This is a genomic window from Mucilaginibacter sp. 5C4 (genome assembly GCF_034345625.1).
Taxonomy (GTDB): domain Bacteria; phylum Bacteroidota; class Bacteroidia; order Sphingobacteriales; family Sphingobacteriaceae; genus Mucilaginibacter; species Mucilaginibacter aurantiaciroseus.
In genome coordinates this window covers 3,980,397-3,998,059 of the sequence record NZ_CP133775.1, presented here as the reverse complement: position 1 = coordinate 3,998,059, position 17,663 = coordinate 3,980,397, and the positions used below count along the sequence as shown (strand labels likewise).

Below are 17,663 nucleotides of genomic sequence, written 5' to 3'. Positions count from 1 at the left end.
TTAACAGTTTGCCTGTAACAAACCCCCGCATCTCATAGTCATACAGCCGAGTTTTTTATATTTAAGGCATGCCGGTAAAAACCACCTACAAAGAAAATATAGCCATCGCGTTGCAATCCATAAGTGGTAACCGGTTGCGTACATCGCTTACCGCGTTAATTATTGCCATAGGTATTATGGCCCTCGTGGGTATTTTAACGGCTATTGAAGGGGTTAAACAATATACTAACGATGCCTTTGCAGGCCTCGGCGCAAACTCATTTACCATACAAAACCGGGGCAGCGGTATCAACTTTGGTAACGGCGGCCACCGTAAAATATACCCTGCCATTAACTACGACCAGGCAGAGCGTTTCGCCAAGCTTTTTAAACTACCAGCCCGCATTAGCATCGACTTAAGTGTTACCGGCACGGCCATCGCCAAATACAACAGCATTAAAACCAACCCCAATATATCTGTAACCGGCAGTAACGAAAATTACCTGGCTATAAAAGGGCATAAATTGGCACTCGGCCGTAACTTCTCGGCATCAGAGTTGGAGCATGGCGCCAATGTGGTTATTATTGGTGACGAGCTTAAACTGAAATTGTTTAAAAGCGAAGACCCGATCAACAAATCGATATTATTAGGGAGTAGTAAGTTCAGGATAATTGGTGTGATTGCTGCAAAAGGCAGCAATAGCTTTGGTGGCGATAAATTTTGTATCATCCCGGTACAAAAGGCAAGACAAATTGCGGCTACTTCTAAACCATCTTTCGGGGTAACGGTAAACGTTAACAGCCCTGATGTGCTTGATGCCAGCATCGGCGAAGCCACATCTTTAATGCGTAACATCCGCGGCATCCGCATAGGGCAGCCCGAAAATTTTGAGATCTCGCGTAGCGATTCCATTCAGCAGGAATTATCAGGCCAATTAGCGGGTATTACCGCGGCTGGTTTTGCTATCGGTGCAATAACTCTTATTGGCGCTGCCATAGGTTTAATGAATATTATGCTGGTGTCGGTAACTGAGCGTACCCGCGAAATTGGGTTACGTAAAGCCATCGGCGCAACGCCATCGGTGATCCGTAAACAGTTTTTGATAGAGGCTATCGTAATTTGCCTTATCGGTGGCGTTATGGGCATTATATTAGGTATGGCTATTGGTAACCTTATTGCCGTGCAAATTAGCGGCACGTTTGTGGTGCCGTGGTTTTGGCTAATGGCTGCATTAGTGCTTTGTACCTTTATAGGCCTTTCATCAGGGTTCTATCCCGCTAAAAAAGCATCCAAACTTGACCCGGTAGAGGCGTTGAGATACGAGTAGGTAGAGAGGCAAGAATTTTAGAATCAGGAATCAAGACTAAAATATTATTAAAAGGAAAAGGGCTGAGATACTATCTAAGCCTTTTCTTATTTCTTGATTCTTACATTTTGATTTTTTGATTACAGCATTACATTCTTCAGCGGATAATCAAACAATAGTTTCTTCAGGTAAGGCATTGCCAGTGTGCTCTCAAAAGCGGCAGCATGGCGTGGATGGTGCATGTCGCTTGATATAAAATCAACCATTTCGTTATCTATCATTTCCTCGGCTATCTTTTTGCTGTGTTTGCCGTAGTAGCCGGATAGTGATATGGTGTTTAATTGCATATCGCAGCCCCAGCTGCGGATGATTTTCATTTGTGCTATATCCATATAGCCATATCTTTCCGGGTGGGCAAGGATGGGCTTGTAACCTTTATCCTTCATTTTTTGGATAACCGATATTACATTTGGCGGCTGGTTGATGAACGATAGCTCGAATAACACAAAGTTATCGCCCATAGTAAAAAGATTGCCATCCTCAACGCGTTTTTCAAAGGTCTCGTCAAAGTAATGCTCGGCAGCTGCAGAGATGTCTATATCGATGTTTTGGGCAACCAATTCCGCTTTAAGCAGGGCAAGGGCGTTACCTATGCTGGTAGCATCATTGCGGTAGTAGTCTATCATCACGTGCGGGGTGGCAATAATTTTTTTGATCCCCAGCGACATCATTTTTTTAATCAGGAAGATAGATTCCTCCACATTTTGTGCGCCATCATCTATGCCGGGCAATACGTGCGAGTGCATATCTGTTATAACGTTGCTGTAATCAAAATTCACAACCCGTTTAGCTTCATTCTTCTTAAATAGTCCGAACATTTTTTTCTTTAGCGATTGTTATACTGGCCTTTATAATAGGCCTGGTAGTGGCCGCTGGTAACATCGTTTAGCCAGCCTTCGTTTGCAAGGTACCAGTCTACCGTTTTTTCCAAGCCTTCTTCAAATGTGATGGATGGTTCCCAATCTAACTCATTTTTAAGCTTGGTGGCATCTATCGCATATCTTAGATCGTGGCCGGCGCGGTCTGTTACATAGGTGATCAGTTTTGCCGATTCACCTGCTGCACGCCCCAGTTTCTTATCCAGTATAGTACACAACAGTTTAATCAGGTCTATGTTTTTCCACTCGTTATGGCCGCCAATATTGTAGGTGGTACCTACCGCTGCTTTATGGAATATTACATCTATAGCTCTCGCATGGTCTTCCACCCAAAGCCAGTCGCGCACGTTCTCGCCTTTGCCGTATACAGGCACAGCTTTATTTTGCTTGATGTTATGGATAGCCAGCGGGATCAGCTTCTCGGGGAAGTGGTAAGAGCCATAGTTGTTTGAACAGTTGGAGATCACCGTACCCAAACCGTAGGTATCATAATAAGCACGCACAAAATGGTCCGAGCTTGCTTTTGATGCCGAGTACGGCGAGTGCGGGTCGTAAGCGGTTTCTTCGGTAAACATACCCGTATCGCCCAGGGTACCGTAAACCTCATCGGTTGATACATGGTAGAAACGTTTTTTATCATACTGGCCTTTCCAAAGGTTTTTGGCGGCGTTCAACAAATTTACCGTGCCCACTACATTGGTCATCACAAACTCCAGCGGGTTGGTAATAGAGCGGTCCACGTGCGACTCGGCCGCCAAATGGATCACCGCATCGGGCTGTTCTGTTTCAAATAGGTTATTTATAAATTCAAGGTCAACAATATCACCTTTTACAAAGCGGTAGTTGGGTTGGTCCTCAATATCTTTAAGGTTGGCCAGGTTGCCCGCATAAGTAAGCTTATCCAGGTTGATAATGGTATAGTCAGGATAGTTGGTTACAAACCGGCGCACCACGTGCGACCCAATAAAACCGGCACCACCTGTAATAATTATCTTTTTCATAGCGCTATGTTATTATAACGGGTTTTCGGCAATGTATTTTTCCCATGCCCATGCCGATGACATCATGGTGCTTAGGTTAAGTTCTGCCGTCCAGTTCAGTTGCTCGGTAGATTTGGTTATGTTGCCCCAAACTTTCTCGATGTCGCCGGCACGCGGGGCACCTATCTGGTAGTTTAGTTTAACGCCGGTAGCATCTTCAAAAGCATGGATCACCTCTAAAACGGTTGAGCCATTGCCAGTACCTATGTTAAACACATCGTAACCGGTAAAAGTATCTTTCTCCATTGATTTAAGCGCGGCAACGTGTGCTTTAGCCAGGTCAACCACGTGGATGTAATCGCGGATACAGCTACCATCCGGGGTATCGTATTTATCGCCAAACACAGTAATTTTTTCGCGTTTGCCAATGGCCGTTTGGGTGATGAACGGGATTAAGTTTTGTGGAACACCGATTGGCAGCTCGCCAATTAAAGCGCTATCATGTGCGCCAACCGGGTTAAAGTAACGTAAGGCAATAACTTTGTAGTTAGTGCCGGCGGCAACTGTATCTTTCAGGATTTCTTCGGCTATTTGCTTGGTGTTACCGTATGGCGATTCGGCCGGTTTAACTGGCGCGTCTTCGGTTACGGGTAAAATATCGGGCTGGCCGTAAACGGTACAGCTTGACGAGAACACAAAGTTTAATGCTTTACCATTGTAGGCGTTAAGCAAATTGATAAGCGAAAAGAAGTTGTTGTAGTAATATTTTAGCGGGTTCTCTACCGATTCGCCAACCGCTTTGGAGGCGGCGAAATGGATAATACCTGCCACATCGGGCTGTTTTGCTGCAAAATCTTTTACAGCGGCTTCATCACATAAGTTAAATTCGTAAAAGGCGGGCTTGTATCCAATAATGCGGGCCAGTTGGTCGAGCATTTTTACACTGGAGTTTGACAGGTCGTCGATGATGATCGGGTCGTAACCCGCTTTAACCAACTCAACAACGGTATGTGTGCCAATAAAACCTAAGCCGCCCGTTACTAAAATTTTCATAGGGATATTTTTAATAGATTTAAGGATAGGCGCATACCTTGCGGTACGCGCCCTATGAAATGCCGAAAATACTATTGTTTATTGAAGTACGTGAAATCTTTATGCAGTATTTCTTTCTCGGGCAGCGATTTAAAGTACTCGTAAGTAATTTTTAAGCCTTCGCTGCGCGATACTTTTGGCTCCCAACCCAAAATTGCACGTGCCTTGGTAATATCCGGGCGGCGCTGCTTAGGGTCGTCTGTTGGTAAAGGCAGGCTTATCATTTCCTGGTCGGTACCGGTAAGTTTAATGATCTCCTCACCAAACTCGCGGATGGTAATTTCATCGGGGTTACCAATATTCATCGGCTGCGCGTAATCGCTGTGCAGCAAACGGTAAATGCCTTCAATCAAATCATCAACATAGCAAAACGAACGGGTTTGTGAACCATCGCCAAACATGGTTAATGGTTCGCCGCGCAGGGCCTGGCCAATAAAGGCAGGCAATACACGCCCGTCATTAAGGCGCATACGCGGGCCGTAAGTATTAAAGATACGGATGATCCGCGTTTCTAAACCGTGGAAGGTATGGTAAGCCATAGTGATAGCTTCCTGGAAACGTTTAGCCTCGTCATATACTCCACGCGGGCCAACAGGGTTAACGTTGCCCCAGTATTCTTCGGGCTGCGGGTTAACGTTAGGGTCGCCGTACACTTCAGATGTAGAGGCAATAAGCATCCTTGCGCCTTTGCTGCGTGCCAAACCTAACAGGTTATGTGTACCTAACGATCCAACTTTTAAAGTTTGGATAGGGATCTTCAAATAATCTATAGGGCTTGCAGGTGATGCAAAATGCAGGATGTAGTTCAGATCGCCCGATACATGCACAAACTTGGAAACATCGTGGTTGTAAAACTCAAAGTTTTCAAGCTTAAACAAATGTTCAATATTGCGCAGGTCGCCGGTGATGAGGTTATCCATGCCAATAACATGGTAATCTTCCTTAATAAACCTGTCGCAAAGGTGCGAGCCTAAAAAACCGGCTGCGCCGGTTATTAATATTCTTTTGCGTTCTGCCATGTTAGCTGATTATTTTTCTGCCGATACTGTTATAATAGAAACCAAGATCGACCATTTTTTGAAGATCGTAAAGGTTACGGCCGTCAAATATAACCTTGTTTTTTAAGCGTTCGGTTATCTGTTCAAAATCTGGTGTGCGGAAAGCCGACCATTCGGTAACGATCAGCAGCGCGTCGGCATCATCTAAAATTCCGTAAGCATCGGTGCCGTAAGTAATTTTATCGCCCACCAAAGCTTTAACATTCTTCATCCCTTCAGGGTCGAACACGCTGATGGTAGCGCCTTCTTTCAACAGTTCATCAATAATGTACAAAGCAGGTGCTTCGCGGATATCGTCCGTTTCCGGTTTAAAGGCAAGGCCCCACATGGCAAAGTGTATGCCCTTAAGATTACCATTGTAATATTTTTTCAGTTTTTGAACAAGTACTTTTTTCTGGATCTCGTTAACTTCCATTACCGAGTTAAGGATCTTGAAATCGTATTTATTCTCTTCGGCAGATTTTGCCAAAGCCTGCACATCTTTAGGGAAACAGCTACCGCCGTAACCAATACCCGAGAAAAGGAAGCGGTTACCTATGCGGTTATCTGCACCAATACCACGGCGCACCATATCCACATCGGCACCAACCAGTTCGCAAAGGTTGGCAACCTCGTTCATGAACGATATTTTGGTAGCCAGGAAAGAATTGGCAGCATATTTTGTTAATTCAGACGAGCGCTCGTCCATAAATATCACCGGATTACCCTGGCGTACATATGGTGCATAAAGCTCGGCCATTAACTTGCGTGCGCGTTCGTCGGTAGTACCAACAACCACACGATCTGGCTTCATAAAATCTTCTACAGCTACACCTTCGCGTAAAAACTCGGGGTTTGATACCACTGCAAATTCAACACTGGTGTTTTCGTTCATTACCGCGGTAACCTTATCGGCAGTACCAACCGGCACGGTGCTTTTTGTAACGATAACTTTATAGTCGGTAATTAATTTGGCAATGTCTTTAGCGGCGCCTAAAACGTAGCTAAGGTCAGCAGAACCATCGCCACCCGGGGGGGTTGGCAGGGCCAGGAAAATGATCTGCGCATCGGCAATTGCCTCGGCCAGGTTGTTGGTAAATAATAACCTTTTTTGGTTGATGTTACGGTGAAAAAGTAATTCTAAACCGGGCTCGTAGATGGGAAGCTTACCTTCCTGCATCATTTTTACCTTTTGCTCATTAATATCAACACAGGTAACCTGGTTACCTGTTTCTGCTAAACATGTACCTGTTACCAGGCCAACATAACCTGTTCCAACAACAGCTATTTTCATAAATACTTTTTGTTATTAATGTTATTACTTTTATGCCGAACGAAGATAGGAATACAAATTTAAAAATGCTTGTACTATACAACATCGGTATCACTTTATACTACACACTTGTGTATATGGTTTCACTTTATAAAAATAAAGCCAAACTGTGGATAAAGGGCCGCAAAAAGCAGCAAGTACAACAGTTAAAATCAAGTATTTGGTTCCACTTTGCCTCCTTAGGCGAATTTGAACAGGGCAGGCCGGTTTTAGAAGCCCTAAAAGCCGACTACCCACAACACAAAATTGTAATAACTTTTTTTTCTCCTTCGGGATACGAGGCGCGTAAGAACACCCCGCTTGCCTATGCTGTGTATTATTTGCCCCTTGACAGGGCTGCCAATGCCCGAAAATTCATCGGCACCATAAAGCCGGTGATGGCTATTTTTACAAAGTACGAGTACTGGTACCATTTTTTTAACGAATTGCACAAGCAGCATGTGCCGCTCTACATTATATCGGGCATTTTCAGGCCCGGGCAGGTATTTTTTAAATGGTATGGCGGCCTGCACCGCAAAATGCTGAAACTGGTAACCTGGTTTTTTGTGCAGGACATCCCCTCCAAACATTTACTGCACGATGCCGGCATCACCAATGTAACCATCAGCAGCGATACCCGGTTTGACAGGGTATGGGCTAATGCGCAACAAACTAAAGAGTTACCGCAGGTAGCGGCCTTTAAAAACAGGCAAAAATTATTCATAGCCGGCAGCACCTGGCCTGCAGATGAAAAACTGATAGCAGAATTAATTACTCAACACCCCGGTTGGAAATTCATCATCGCCCCGCATGAGATAGGGGAGGATAAAATAAATGGGTTGATGAGCTTGCTGCCGAATGAGAGCACGATCAGATTTTCTAACATCTCAAATCTAACATCTCAAATCTCATGTCTCATTATAGATAACATCGGCATGCTCTCCTCCCTATATCAATATGCAGATATCGCCTACATCGGCGGTGGTTTTGGCGCAGGTATCCATAATACTTTAGAGGCCGCAGCTTTTGGGATGCCGGTGATATTTGGCCCTAAGTATGATAAGTTTAAAGAGGCTAAAGATTTGGTGGAGTTAAAAGCAGGGTTTAGTATTAACTCGCAGGATGAATTAAATACTGTTGCAGGTTTATTGATGAATGATGAAGCCGCGCGACATACCTCGGCTGTTATCGCGAAGAATTATGTGGAGCAAAATATTGGGGCGACGGATGAGATAAGGAAATATATTAAAGAGAGACACTGATTGGTTTTAACCACAGAGAGCACAAAGAAAAAATCACAGAGGACACAAAGGAAAAACTCAGTGTACTTTGTGAAAAACTTCGTGCCCTTTGTGGTTAAATAATACAGCATTCAATCCCTAAATCATAAAAATCCGTTTCATCCCGGTTCATTTTTTCTTAATATTGCCGCTATGGGCTTTTTGGACATCCCCGGCTTAGGTAAGGCACACTATCACCAATACGGCAGCGGCATTAAACCCCTGCTGGCCTTTCACGGTTATGGCATGACGGGCAGGCAATTCCACGTGCTCGAAAACTCCATCCTTAAACAATACCACGTTTACGGCTTCGACCACTTTTTTCATGGCGAAAGCAAACTGGGCGACTGGGCCGAGCAGCAGATCATAGCGGGTATGCCCAAACTAATGGTAAGGGCCTACATGGAAGAATGGTTTAAAGTATACGGCAGGCAGCGTTTCTCGGTAATGGGCTACTCTATTGGTGCCAACATTGCGCTGATATTGATTGAAGAATACGCCGGGCTGATTGATGAAGTGATATTGATGGCGCCGGACGGGTTATCGGTTTATAAAGGCTTTCATTTTTTGACGCATAAACCTGTAGGAAAGTACCTGTTTAAGCACGTTACCAAAAGTAAATGGCTGGCACCAACACTGCTCAGGAACCTTAAAAAAGTAAAGTTTATTGACGAGAGCCTGTACCATATTGCCTATAATGAAATTGATACCGAACAAAAACGGCAAGATGTTTATTATACCCTAAACCTCATCCGTTTGTTAAAACCCGACACTCATAAGATCGCGCAGCTTATTAATCAGCACCATATTAAATGCAGGCTGATATTTGGCAGGCACGATAATTTGTTCCCGATGAAGGCGGCAAAGCCTTTTATTGATAAGTTGCCAAATGCCGAAGTGCACGAAGTGAACATGGGCCATTGGCTGGTTACCAAACAATTGGATGAGTATTTAGTAAATTTACCGCAATGATACCCGCCCGCCGAGTAAAACTTTTCAGTAACTGGTTTGCCGTGTACATGCGTTTCCGCATGCGCAAAGCCTTTAACAGGTTGGTGGTAACGCCGTTTACGCCGAAGCCCGGGCACTCTGTTTTGCTGCTTTGTAACCACTTTAGCTGGTGGGATGGCCTTTGGGGCAACTATCTGGCCTACTGGCACCTGGACAGGAAGCTGTACATTATGATGCAGGAAGACCACCTTAAGAAGCGTATGCTGCTAAATCTGTTTGGCGGGTTTTCGATAAACAGGTCGTCGCGCGAGATGATCAAATCATTGCAGTACGCTGCCGGTTTGCTGAATGACCCGGAGAACCTGGTTGTTGTGTTCCCGCAAGGCGAACTGATCTCCAACCATACCACAGAAATTAAAGTAGAGAAAGGTATAGAACGCCTCATCAAAAATATAAAAGGCCCCTGCCAGATCGTTTATAACTGCGCCCTGATAGATTATTTTGAAAGCCTTAAACCATCGGTATTTTTTCACCTGTACGATTGTGGGATAGCCGGCGAAGTGCCGTTTGATGAACTGATAACCCGGATAAATACCTTTCATCAACAAGCGTTAAAAGCGCAGATAGATGTGGAACATTAAGTGAAAATTCTAAACGCTAATCCCGATAGATATCGGGACGAAAATCCGAAATCTAAAATCAAAAATGACCTATCCGCAGAAAAATAAAATTATCACCTGGTTCTTCCATAGTTACATCCTGCGGATAGTAAAGGGAAATTTTCACGAAGTGAAATTTGATAGGGTAGGAGTGGAGCAGGATAAGTCGGTACTGCTATTAGCCAATCACTTTAGCTGGTGGGATGGTTTTTTAATGTATTACCTGAATGAGAAAGTCTTTAAGAAAAGTTTCCATGTAATGGTGATAGAAGAGACGGTGCAAAAGGTATCCTTCTTTAAATATATGGGGGCTTTCTCGGTAAGTAAAAATTCCCGCGAGATGCTGGCCTCGCTGGATTATGCCGCGCAATTGCTGAACGACCCTAAAAACCTGGTGCTGATATTCCCCCAGGGAAAGCTATATTCCAACTTTGTTGATGAGGTTGATTTTCAGAAAGGCTTGTCGAAAATCATGCAGGCCGCAGCGGGGAAATTCCAAGCCATAATGGCCGCAACATTTATTGAGAACCTGCAATATAAAAAACCAACGGTTAACGTTTATTTAAAAACCGAGAACGAATTAGCTGATATACAAAGCGCCTATCAGAAGCATTACAATAACGCCAAGCAGCAGCAAACCAAAACAGTAGTATAGTGATCATCGCCCTATTAGTAACATTCATATTCCTGATCCTGCGCTTTACGGTTACGCTGTTCAATTTTATGTCGAACCCTAAACTCCCGCGCATCGGCAAACATTACGAGGATAAGGTTTCGATCCTGATCCCTGCCCGCAACGAGGAGCAGGATATAATCGCCCTCTTACAATCTATTGTTGAGCAGGATTATCAGAATTATGAAGTGATTATTTTGGATGATAATTCCACGGATAACACCTATACACTTTGTGATGTTTTCGGGGCGAAAAACAAGCGGTTTAAGGTGATAAAAGGCGGTGAATTACCCACACATTGGCTGGGTAAAAACTATGCCTGCCACCAATTGGCCCAACAAGCAACCGGCGATTACTATCTGTTTTTAGATGCCGACGAAAAGGTTTACAATGGCTTAATAAATAGTTCAGTCCACCGTGTTAATTTGCGCGGGTTAAGTTTGCTGAGTCTGTTTACCAACCAAACCATGATAACCTCCGGCGAAATGATGGTAGTACCGCTAATGCATTATATATTGTTGAATTTGTTGCCTTTGCGACTGGTTTACCTGGTTAAAAGTGCATCGGTAGCGGCAGCAAGCGGGCAATTTATGCTGTTTACTGCTGCTGAATACCGCCAATACCAATGGCACCAATTAGTTAAAAATAAGGTAGTTGAGGATGTAGAGATCATGAGACTGGTGAAAGCGTCCAAGTTGAACGGCGAGGCCCTGTTGGCCAACGGCATGATCAGCTGCCGCATGTATAAAGGTTATGATGAGGCCATTAACGGTTTCGGCAAAAACTTTTTGGCAGCGTTTAATTATAATATCATTGGCTTTTTAATATACTTGTTGCTTATCATCGGTGGCCCTGCTATTGTGATCATGACCATGAACCTTAACTTTATACTCATGATGATTGGTTTGATCGGCCTTACCCGCATCATGATCTCATTATCATCAGGGCAAAACGCTTTACTTAACCTGTTTCTGCACCCGGTACAAATGTTTAGTTTATTGCTGATCGGCATTACCTCGATACAAAGGCATCTCACCAAAACCACCGTATGGAAGGGGCGGAAGATATGAACATCCCGCCACGGATAGCCATTGGCATTATTATCCTGTTCCATATCGTGGGGCTGGTAGGCTTGTCATTGCCCGCAACCAAACCCCTGTTTTTACAGATCGTGCCGTTTCATTTATTACTGATGCTGGGCGTGATCGTATTTAGTCACCATAAACTGAACAGCAGTTTTGGCATCTTTATATTGCTCATATTTTGGCTTGGCTTTTTAGCCGAGTGGATTGGGGTAAACAAAGGCTGGCTTTTTGGGAGTTATGCTTATGATACTACGCTCGGCGTAAAGCTATCCGGCATCCCGCTCATGATAGGCGTAAACTGGTTCCTGCTCATTTATGCCACCGGCGTAGCTATGCAGCGCAGCCGTTTAAAAAGCCCGTTCTTTAGGGTAATAACCGGTGCCGCGGTTTTGGTATTGCTGGATCTTTTGATAGAACCCATAGCCATCAAATTTGATTACTGGCATTGGAACAGCCCCCGCATCCCGCTTGAAAATTACATCTGCTGGTTTTTAGTAAGCATGGTGATGTTATACATCTTTGAGCAGTTCCGGTTTAAAAAGCAAAGTATTGCAGCCCCGGCATTGCTGGTAACGGAGTTTGTGTTTTTTGGGTTGTTGAATTTAGTGGTGATACTTTTGTAATCCCAGCAATCCTAAAAATCCGCTTAATCCCGGTTTAAAACAATGACTAACCTTTTACCGTTAACCTTACGCCTTTAACTTTTTAAATAGTTATTTTTGTACCACAATGGGTAATTATCAGCTACAAGTTACTATCGATCAGGACTCCGGCTTTTGCTTTGGGGTGGTTTACGCTATTGATATGGCCGAAGAGATTTTGGCCGAAGATGGTTACCTGTACTGCCTGGGCGATATTGTGCATAACGACGCGGAAGTGCTTCGCCTGAAAGCTATAGGCCTGCGCATTATTGAGCATGCCGAACTGGCAAATCTCCGCGATGAAAAGGTCCTGATCCGCGCGCATGGCGAAGCGCCGGAAACATACAAAATAGCTTTAGAGAATAATATTACGCTGATAGATGCATCGTGCCCTGTGGTTTTAAAACTGCAGAACCGAATCAAAACATCGTACGATAATAACGAGAAGATCCTGATATTTGGGAAGCACGGCCATGCTGAAGTGGTAGGCCTGCAAGGGCAAACTAATGGTGATGCGCTGGTTTTCCAGGATATTACCGAGCTTGAAGATGCCGACCTGCCCGCCAGCTTTACGCTATATAGCCAGACCACCAAAAGCATGGACAAGTTTTACAGTGTTAAAGAGCAACTACTTTCGCGCGGGTACGAGGTGAAGGCCAACGATACCATTTGCCGCCAGGTTAGCAACCGCGATAAGGACCTGCCTGCTTTTGCGGTAAAGTTTGATAAAGTTGTATTTGTATCAGGCAAAAAATCATCAAATGGCAAAGTGCTTTATGAGGTTTGCCGCAAGCATAACCCAAACACTTATTTTGTATCATCCATTAGTGAACTGAACACAGATATGTTTGCCCCGGGCGATACCATAGGCATTGCGGGCGCAACATCAACACCTATGTGGCTAATGCAACAGGTAAAAGCCGAACTGGAAAGCTATTAAACAATTACGTTATTTAAAGCCATCCTTACGGGGATGGTTTGGAGGGGTTGCTCATCTTGCAAAAATCACCATCATATATCGGTTTATTTATTGCCCTGCTTGTGCTGGGTAGCTGGATAACATCCACTATTTTACTGATGCAGTTACAGGTGGATTTTAAAAATCCGCTGTTATACCTTATGATCCTGGTGCAAATGCATCTTTATACCGGCCTTTTTATTACCGCGCACGATTCCATGCACGGTACAGTAGTCCACAACAAAGCTTTAAATAACGGTATTGGATTTATCTGCACCTTCCTTTATGCTTCGTTTTGGTACCCTAAACTATACACCAAACATCACCAGCACCACAACCACGTACATACAGATGCCGACCCCGATTACCATAACGGTACATTTTTTAGGTGGTATGTGCAATTCATCCGCAACTACCTGTCTATCTGGCAAATTGTGATCATGGCGGTTTTATTTAACGTATTGAAGATCTGGATCCCGCAACCTAATCTTCTACTATTCTGGGTAGCGCCATCTTTACTGAGCACTTTGCAGCTATTCTACTTTGGCACCTACCAACCCCACAAAGGCGAACACGATAATAAGCACCAGTCGCGCAGTTTACAGCGCAACCATTTCCTGGCATTTTTTAGCTGTTACTTTTTTGGTTACCATTACGAACATCACGATACCCCCTGGACACCCTGGTGGAAATTGTGGCAGGTGAAGAAATAATCCATAGCCGTTGTTAGTTATCTTTCTAAATTAACATTAGCCTGATATTTGACCCCTACAATCACAAATACTTATTTTATTTTTGCATATTATGGCAAAAAAGGGAGTTTTACTGGTAAACTTAGGTACACCAGATAGTCCGTCGACAGCGGATGTACGTAAGTATCTGAACGAATTTTTGATGGATGGGCGTGTTATTGACGTTAACGCAGTATTGCGCACCGTTTTGGTTAAAGGGATTATTGTTCCTTTCAGGGCGCCAAAATCTGCAAAGCTTTACCAGGCCATTTGGGATAAAGAAACCGGCTCCCCTTTATTACATTATAGTTTATTACAACAAGCCGCTTTACAGCAACGCCTTGGCGATGGCTACGTGGTTGAACTCGCCATGCGATACCAAAGCCCTTCTATCGAATCTGCCTTGCAGCGCTTGAAAGATGCCTTGATAAGCGACATCCAGGTGATCCCGTTGTTCCCGCAATATGCATCGGCAAGTACAGGCTCGGTACAAGAAAAAGTGATGAACCTGGTTAAGGATTGGCAAACTATCCCTACCATTTCGTTCCTGAACTCGTTCCATGATAACGAGCTAATGATAGAAACCTTTGCCGATAACGCAAAAAAGTATCAGTCCGAAACGTACGACCATATTCTCTTCAGCTTCCACGGCTTGCCGCAACGCCAGTTAAAAAAATGTGATCATACCCACAGCTACTGCCTGCAGGTTGATGGCTGTTGCAATACCTTCAACGATACCAATAAATTGTGCTATTCGGCGCAATCGCATGATACAGCCCGCTTAATTGCCGGCAAAATGAATTTGCCGAAAGATAGGTACACCGTTTGTTTTCAATCGCGCCTGGGCAGCGACCCATGGGTACAGCCTTACACCAGCGAAATAATTGCCCGGTTGGCTAAAGAAGGTAAAAAACGCCTGCTTGTACTGTGCCCGGCCTTTGTAGCCGACTGCCTGGAAACCGTTTTTGAAGTAACCCACGAGTATGGCGACGAATTTAAAGCCCTCGGAGGCGAGCATGTGCAATTGGTAGAGAGCCTGAATGATTCTCCAAAGTGGATAGAAGCGTTGGCGGGAATGATTAGTTAAGGGAGCCAGGATTTTTAGATTCAGGAATCAAGACAAAAAAAGGCCATCATTTCGAACGAGGTACGAGGAGAAATCTTGTTAGATAAGATATGTAGCAGACTTACCTAACGAACAGGATTTCTCGTCGCCCCACCTCGCTATCCATCCCACTGCTCGCTCGAAATGACACGGTTTTTATGAACGTTATATCATCATCTCACTCACAATCTTCGCCGATAACAAACACAACGGTATCCCACCACCCGGGTGCACACTGCCTCCGCAAAAATATAGCCCGGCCACTTTTGATGATTGATTGGCATGCCTTAAAAAGGCCGCGAACTGGTTATTGGAGCTTGTGCCGTATATGGAGCCCTTATAAGATGATGTTTTACTTTCGATGCTTCGGGGATCAAGAATGCTTTCTGATACGATAAGCTGGCTGATATCCTCGTCCAATATTTTAGAAAGTTTGCTGATGATATTTTGCTTCGCATCCGTGATCAGTTTATCCCAATCCTGCCCGTTATTGGCGGGTACGTTGATCATTACAAACCAATTTTCGCAACCTGCAGGGGCATCATCAGTTTTGTATTTCGAACTGATGTTGAGGTATACGGTAGGGTCGTTGTAAATATTCTGCTGTTTCCAGATATGGTCGAACTCGGCTTTATAATCGGCACTAAAGAAGATGTTGTGCAGGTTCAATTCCGGGAACTGCTTTTTTATCCCCCAGTAAAATATCAATGCCGAACTGCTGCGTTCCTGGCTTAATATTTTCTGCGGATGTAATTTGGGATATTTGCCAAGTAAGCGCTTGTAGGTAAACCAAACGTCCATGTTGGAGACCACCAAGTCAGCCAGAATATTTTCGCCTTTGGCACGGATGCCTTTTGCTACGCCATTTATGACAACGATCTCATCCACCTTATAATGATAGTTGAATTTTACACCCAACTCTTCGGCCAGTTTCACCAGGCTTTGGGTAATGCTGTACATGCCACCATCCGGGAAGTAGGCGCCGAAATGGTGTTCGAGATGCGGGATAACATTCAGCGTGGCCGGTGCCTGGTACGGATCAGAGCCATTATAGGTAGCATAACGGTCAAAAAATTGTACAACCCGGGCGTCTTTAAAACCCGATGAATTCGCCTTGTGCAAAGTCCTGAATGGATCTATTTTCGGGAATCTTAATATTGACCTGATTGTATCCCAACGCAAAAAAGTCTTTAACCTATGCAGCGACCGCTCCAAAAATACATGATTAGTAATGCTGTAGATGTCGCTACTATTAGCCAAATGTTTTATGACGGATGCAGCAGGCTCACCGGTTTTGTTTTCTATCTCTTCGGCAAATTGTTGGGTATCGGCGTAAGCGCTTAGTTGGGTGCCGTCCTCGTAGAAATATTTGCAAACTACCTCCAGCTTTTGGTAAGTGAAATAGTCGGCGGGGTTTTTACCGGCCAATTTAAAAAGTTCATCCACATATTGCGGCATGGTAAATAGGCTCGGCCCCGCATCAAAACGGTAACCGTCTTGCTCAATCTCGGAGAGCTTACCACCGGGATAACTATTAGCCTCGTAAAACTCAACCGCGTAACCCTTAACCGCTAAACGGATAGCCGAGGCTATCCCCGCGATTCCGGCACCAATAATTACAGCTTTTTGTTGAGGCATGGGGTAAAGATAAGATAAAGCGCCCTAATGGTACAAAAACAGTTCATTTCGAGAAGCGTAGCGACGTGGCAATCTCAGAGGACAAGCGGATATGCTGAGATTGCCACGCTATCGCTCGCAATTGACACATGCTTATACATCAGTCGTAAATAAAAATAGGGATAATCATCAGATCATCCCTATTAAAATTGTATTTGTTACGGTGAAGAAGCCAATCTCTAATCTCTAAACAGCTACGGCCTGCCCAATTAAGTGCTTTTCGGCTAAATACTCGGCAATTTGCACGGCGTTTGTAGCGGCACCTTTGCGCAGGTTGTCTGATACTATCCAGCAGTTAAGCGTATTGTGCTGACTTTCGTCGCGGCGAAGGCGGCCGATAAATACATCGTCTTTATCGTGCGCGTCAAGCGGCATTGGATATTTCAGGTTAGCAGTATCGTCCACTACCACAATGCCCGGCGAATTTGCCAGTAAGGTGCGTACTTCGCTCAGGTCAAAATCGTGCAAAAACTCGATATTAACCGACTCCGAGTGGCCGCCCATAACCGGGATACGCACCGTAGTTGCGGTAACCTTAATGCTGTCGTCGCCCATGATCTTTTTGGTCTCCAAGATCATTTTCATCTCCTCTTTGGTGTAGCCGTTCTCGGTAAACACATCAATTTGAGGGATCACGTTAAGGTCGATGGTGTAAGGATAAACCTTCGGCCCGTCGATGCCTTTACGCTCGTTAAAAAGCTGGTCAACCGCTTTTACGCCGGTACCGGTTACCGATTGATAGGTTGATACTACCACGCGTTTAATTTTATATTTATCGTGCAGTGGTTTTAAGGCCACTACCATTTGTATGGTTGAGCAATTTGGGTTTGCGATGATCTTATCATCAGCGGTTAAAACATCCGCGTTCACTTCGGGCACAACCAATTTTTTGGTTGGATCCATACGCCAGGCTGATGAATTATCAATAACGGTTATGCCTGCTGCCGCAAATAGGGGTGCCTGCTCTAAAGAAATATTGCCACCGGCACTAAAAAGCGCAACGTCCGGCTTTTGCTTTATCGCATCCTCAACAGAAACCACCTTAAATTGCATACCCTTAAAAGTGATCTCTTTACCAATACTTTTTGCGGATGCTACGGGAATTAATTCTGTAACGGGGAAGTTGCGTTCGGCAAGCACCTGCAACATTTTAGTGCCTACTAATCCTGTGGCACCAATAACTGCGACTTTCATTCTGTTTTAAATTATATGTGTATGTTAACTAAACTTCAAATATGCAATTTTTTTGCCGAAAGTC

At 44.4% G+C, this 17,663-nt stretch carries 17 protein-coding genes; 10 read left to right on the top strand and 7 right to left on the bottom strand.

Annotation, left to right across the window (positions count from 1 at the left end):
• Nucleotides 1-68 precede the first annotated feature (68 nt).
• On the top strand, nucleotides 69-1,307 hold the full coding sequence (locus RHM67_RS18760; RefSeq protein WP_322228759.1) for an ABC transporter permease: 1,239 nt from the start codon (nucleotides 69-71) through the stop codon (nucleotides 1,305-1,307).
• Between the two features lie 119 nt (nucleotides 1,308-1,426).
• On the opposite strand, the gene RHM67_RS18755 is transcribed toward RHM67_RS18760, so the two are convergent.
• From RHM67_RS18755 to RHM67_RS18735, 5 genes are all read right to left on the bottom strand, one after another.
• Nucleotides 1,427-2,164, bottom strand: a complete 738-nt coding sequence (locus tag RHM67_RS18755; protein ID WP_322228757.1) for a tyrosine-protein phosphatase — start codon at nucleotides 2,162-2,164, stop codon at nucleotides 1,427-1,429.
• A gap of 8 nt (nucleotides 2,165-2,172) precedes the next feature.
• A complete protein-coding gene (rfbB, locus tag RHM67_RS18750) occupies nucleotides 2,173-3,225 on the bottom strand; it encodes a dTDP-glucose 4,6-dehydratase (protein ID WP_322228755.1) in 1,053 nt (350 codons plus the stop codon).
• 12 nt (nucleotides 3,226-3,237) lie between these two features.
• Nucleotides 3,238-4,257, bottom strand: coding sequence for a UDP-glucose 4-epimerase GalE (galE, locus tag RHM67_RS18745; protein WP_322228754.1), 1,020 nt, complete (start codon nucleotides 4,255-4,257; stop codon nucleotides 3,238-3,240).
• A gap of 71 nt (nucleotides 4,258-4,328) precedes the next feature.
• Entirely contained in the window at nucleotides 4,329-5,315 is a 987-nt protein-coding gene (locus RHM67_RS18740; protein WP_252759049.1) for a UDP-glucuronic acid decarboxylase family protein, read from the bottom strand.
• A gap of 1 nt (nucleotide 5,316) precedes the next feature.
• The gene (locus RHM67_RS18735) at nucleotides 5,317-6,627 is read right to left on the bottom strand and encodes a UDP-glucose/GDP-mannose dehydrogenase family protein (protein WP_322228750.1); all 1,311 of its coding nucleotides are present in this window, start codon (nucleotides 6,625-6,627) and stop codon (nucleotides 5,317-5,319) included.
• A 65-nt stretch (nucleotides 6,628-6,692) separates the two neighbouring features.
• Here RHM67_RS18735 and RHM67_RS18730 point away from each other — a divergent pair, with 65 nt between their 5' ends.
• The 9 genes from RHM67_RS18730 (at nucleotide 6,693) to hemH (ending at nucleotide 14,710) form a co-directional block, all read left to right on the top strand.
• Nucleotides 6,693-7,907 (top strand): 3-deoxy-D-manno-octulosonic acid transferase, encoded by a 1,215-nt coding sequence (locus RHM67_RS18730; RefSeq protein ID WP_322228749.1) that lies wholly within the window; start codon nucleotides 6,693-6,695, stop codon nucleotides 7,905-7,907.
• Between the two features lie 171 nt (nucleotides 7,908-8,078).
• The gene (locus RHM67_RS18725; protein ID WP_322228748.1) at nucleotides 8,079-8,897 is read left to right on the top strand and encodes an alpha/beta hydrolase; all 819 of its coding nucleotides are present in this window, start codon (nucleotides 8,079-8,081) and stop codon (nucleotides 8,895-8,897) included.
• Nucleotides 8,894-9,517 (top strand): lysophospholipid acyltransferase family protein, encoded by a 624-nt coding sequence (locus RHM67_RS18720; protein WP_322228747.1) that lies wholly within the window; start codon nucleotides 8,894-8,896, stop codon nucleotides 9,515-9,517. The genes RHM67_RS18725 and RHM67_RS18720 overlap by 4 nt, the downstream gene beginning before the upstream one ends.
• 64 nt (nucleotides 9,518-9,581) lie before the next feature.
• Nucleotides 9,582-10,190 (top strand): lysophospholipid acyltransferase family protein, encoded by a 609-nt coding sequence (locus tag RHM67_RS18715; RefSeq protein ID WP_322228745.1) that lies wholly within the window; start codon nucleotides 9,582-9,584, stop codon nucleotides 10,188-10,190.
• Entirely contained in the window at nucleotides 10,190-11,278 is a 1,089-nt protein-coding gene (locus tag RHM67_RS18710; RefSeq protein ID WP_322228743.1) for a glycosyltransferase family 2 protein, read from the top strand. Before RHM67_RS18715 ends, RHM67_RS18710 begins: the two co-directional genes overlap by 1 nt.
• Nucleotides 11,257-11,916 (top strand): carotenoid biosynthesis protein, encoded by a 660-nt coding sequence (locus RHM67_RS18705; protein ID WP_322228741.1) that lies wholly within the window; start codon nucleotides 11,257-11,259, stop codon nucleotides 11,914-11,916. The genes RHM67_RS18710 and RHM67_RS18705 overlap by 22 nt, the downstream gene beginning before the upstream one ends.
• Before the next feature lie 106 nt (nucleotides 11,917-12,022).
• A complete protein-coding gene (locus RHM67_RS18700) occupies nucleotides 12,023-12,874 on the top strand; it encodes a 4-hydroxy-3-methylbut-2-enyl diphosphate reductase (RefSeq protein WP_322228737.1) in 852 nt (283 codons plus the stop codon).
• A gap of 56 nt (nucleotides 12,875-12,930) precedes the next feature.
• Entirely contained in the window at nucleotides 12,931-13,605 is a 675-nt protein-coding gene (locus RHM67_RS18695) for a fatty acid desaturase (protein WP_322228734.1), read from the top strand.
• A gap of 91 nt (nucleotides 13,606-13,696) precedes the next feature.
• A complete protein-coding gene (gene hemH / locus RHM67_RS18690; protein WP_322228731.1) occupies nucleotides 13,697-14,710 on the top strand; it encodes a ferrochelatase in 1,014 nt (337 codons plus the stop codon).
• 183 nt (nucleotides 14,711-14,893) lie between these two features.
• Here hemH and crtD read toward each other — a convergent pair whose 3' ends face one another.
• Both crtD and RHM67_RS18680 read right to left on the bottom strand, forming a co-directional pair.
• Nucleotides 14,894-16,366, bottom strand: coding sequence for a 1-hydroxycarotenoid 3,4-desaturase CrtD (gene crtD / locus RHM67_RS18685; RefSeq protein ID WP_322228730.1), 1,473 nt, complete (start codon nucleotides 16,364-16,366; stop codon nucleotides 14,894-14,896).
• Between the two features lie 225 nt (nucleotides 16,367-16,591).
• Nucleotides 16,592-17,599, bottom strand: coding sequence for an aspartate-semialdehyde dehydrogenase (locus tag RHM67_RS18680; RefSeq protein WP_322228728.1), 1,008 nt, complete (start codon nucleotides 17,597-17,599; stop codon nucleotides 16,592-16,594).
• Nucleotides 17,600-17,663 lie beyond the last annotated feature (64 nt).

Excerpts from the sequence above, each read along its gene's own strand:
- RHM67_RS18760 (WP_322228759.1), top strand. The coding sequence starts at position 69 with ATGCCGGTAAAAACCACCTACAAAGAAAATATAGCCATCGCGTTGCAA.
- RHM67_RS18755 (WP_322228757.1), bottom strand. The coding sequence starts at position 2,164 with ATGTTCGGACTATTTAAGAAGAATGAAGCTAAACGGGTTGTGAATTTT.
- rfbB (WP_322228755.1), bottom strand. The coding sequence starts at position 3,225 with ATGAAAAAGATAATTATTACAGGTGGTGCCGGTTTTATTGGGTCGCAC.
- galE (WP_322228754.1), bottom strand. The coding sequence starts at position 4,257 with ATGAAAATTTTAGTAACGGGCGGCTTAGGTTTTATTGGCACACATACC.
- RHM67_RS18740 (WP_252759049.1), bottom strand. The coding sequence starts at position 5,315 with ATGGCAGAACGCAAAAGAATATTAATAACCGGCGCAGCCGGTTTTTTA.
- RHM67_RS18735 (WP_322228750.1), bottom strand. The coding sequence starts at position 6,627 with ATGAAAATAGCTGTTGTTGGAACAGGTTATGTTGGCCTGGTAACAGGT.
- RHM67_RS18730 (WP_322228749.1), top strand. The coding sequence starts at position 6,693 with ATGCTTGTACTATACAACATCGGTATCACTTTATACTACACACTTGTG.
- RHM67_RS18725 (WP_322228748.1), top strand. The coding sequence starts at position 8,079 with ATGGGCTTTTTGGACATCCCCGGCTTAGGTAAGGCACACTATCACCAA.
- RHM67_RS18720 (WP_322228747.1), top strand. The coding sequence starts at position 8,894 with ATGATACCCGCCCGCCGAGTAAAACTTTTCAGTAACTGGTTTGCCGTG.
- RHM67_RS18715 (WP_322228745.1), top strand. The coding sequence starts at position 9,582 with ATGACCTATCCGCAGAAAAATAAAATTATCACCTGGTTCTTCCATAGT.
- RHM67_RS18705 (WP_322228741.1), top strand. The coding sequence starts at position 11,257 with ATGGAAGGGGCGGAAGATATGAACATCCCGCCACGGATAGCCATTGGC.
- RHM67_RS18700 (WP_322228737.1), top strand. The coding sequence starts at position 12,023 with ATGGGTAATTATCAGCTACAAGTTACTATCGATCAGGACTCCGGCTTT.
- hemH (WP_322228731.1), top strand. The coding sequence starts at position 13,697 with ATGGCAAAAAAGGGAGTTTTACTGGTAAACTTAGGTACACCAGATAGT.
- crtD (WP_322228730.1), bottom strand. The coding sequence starts at position 16,366 with ATGCCTCAACAAAAAGCTGTAATTATTGGTGCCGGAATCGCGGGGATA.
- RHM67_RS18680 (WP_322228728.1), bottom strand. The coding sequence starts at position 17,599 with ATGAAAGTCGCAGTTATTGGTGCCACAGGATTAGTAGGCACTAAAATG.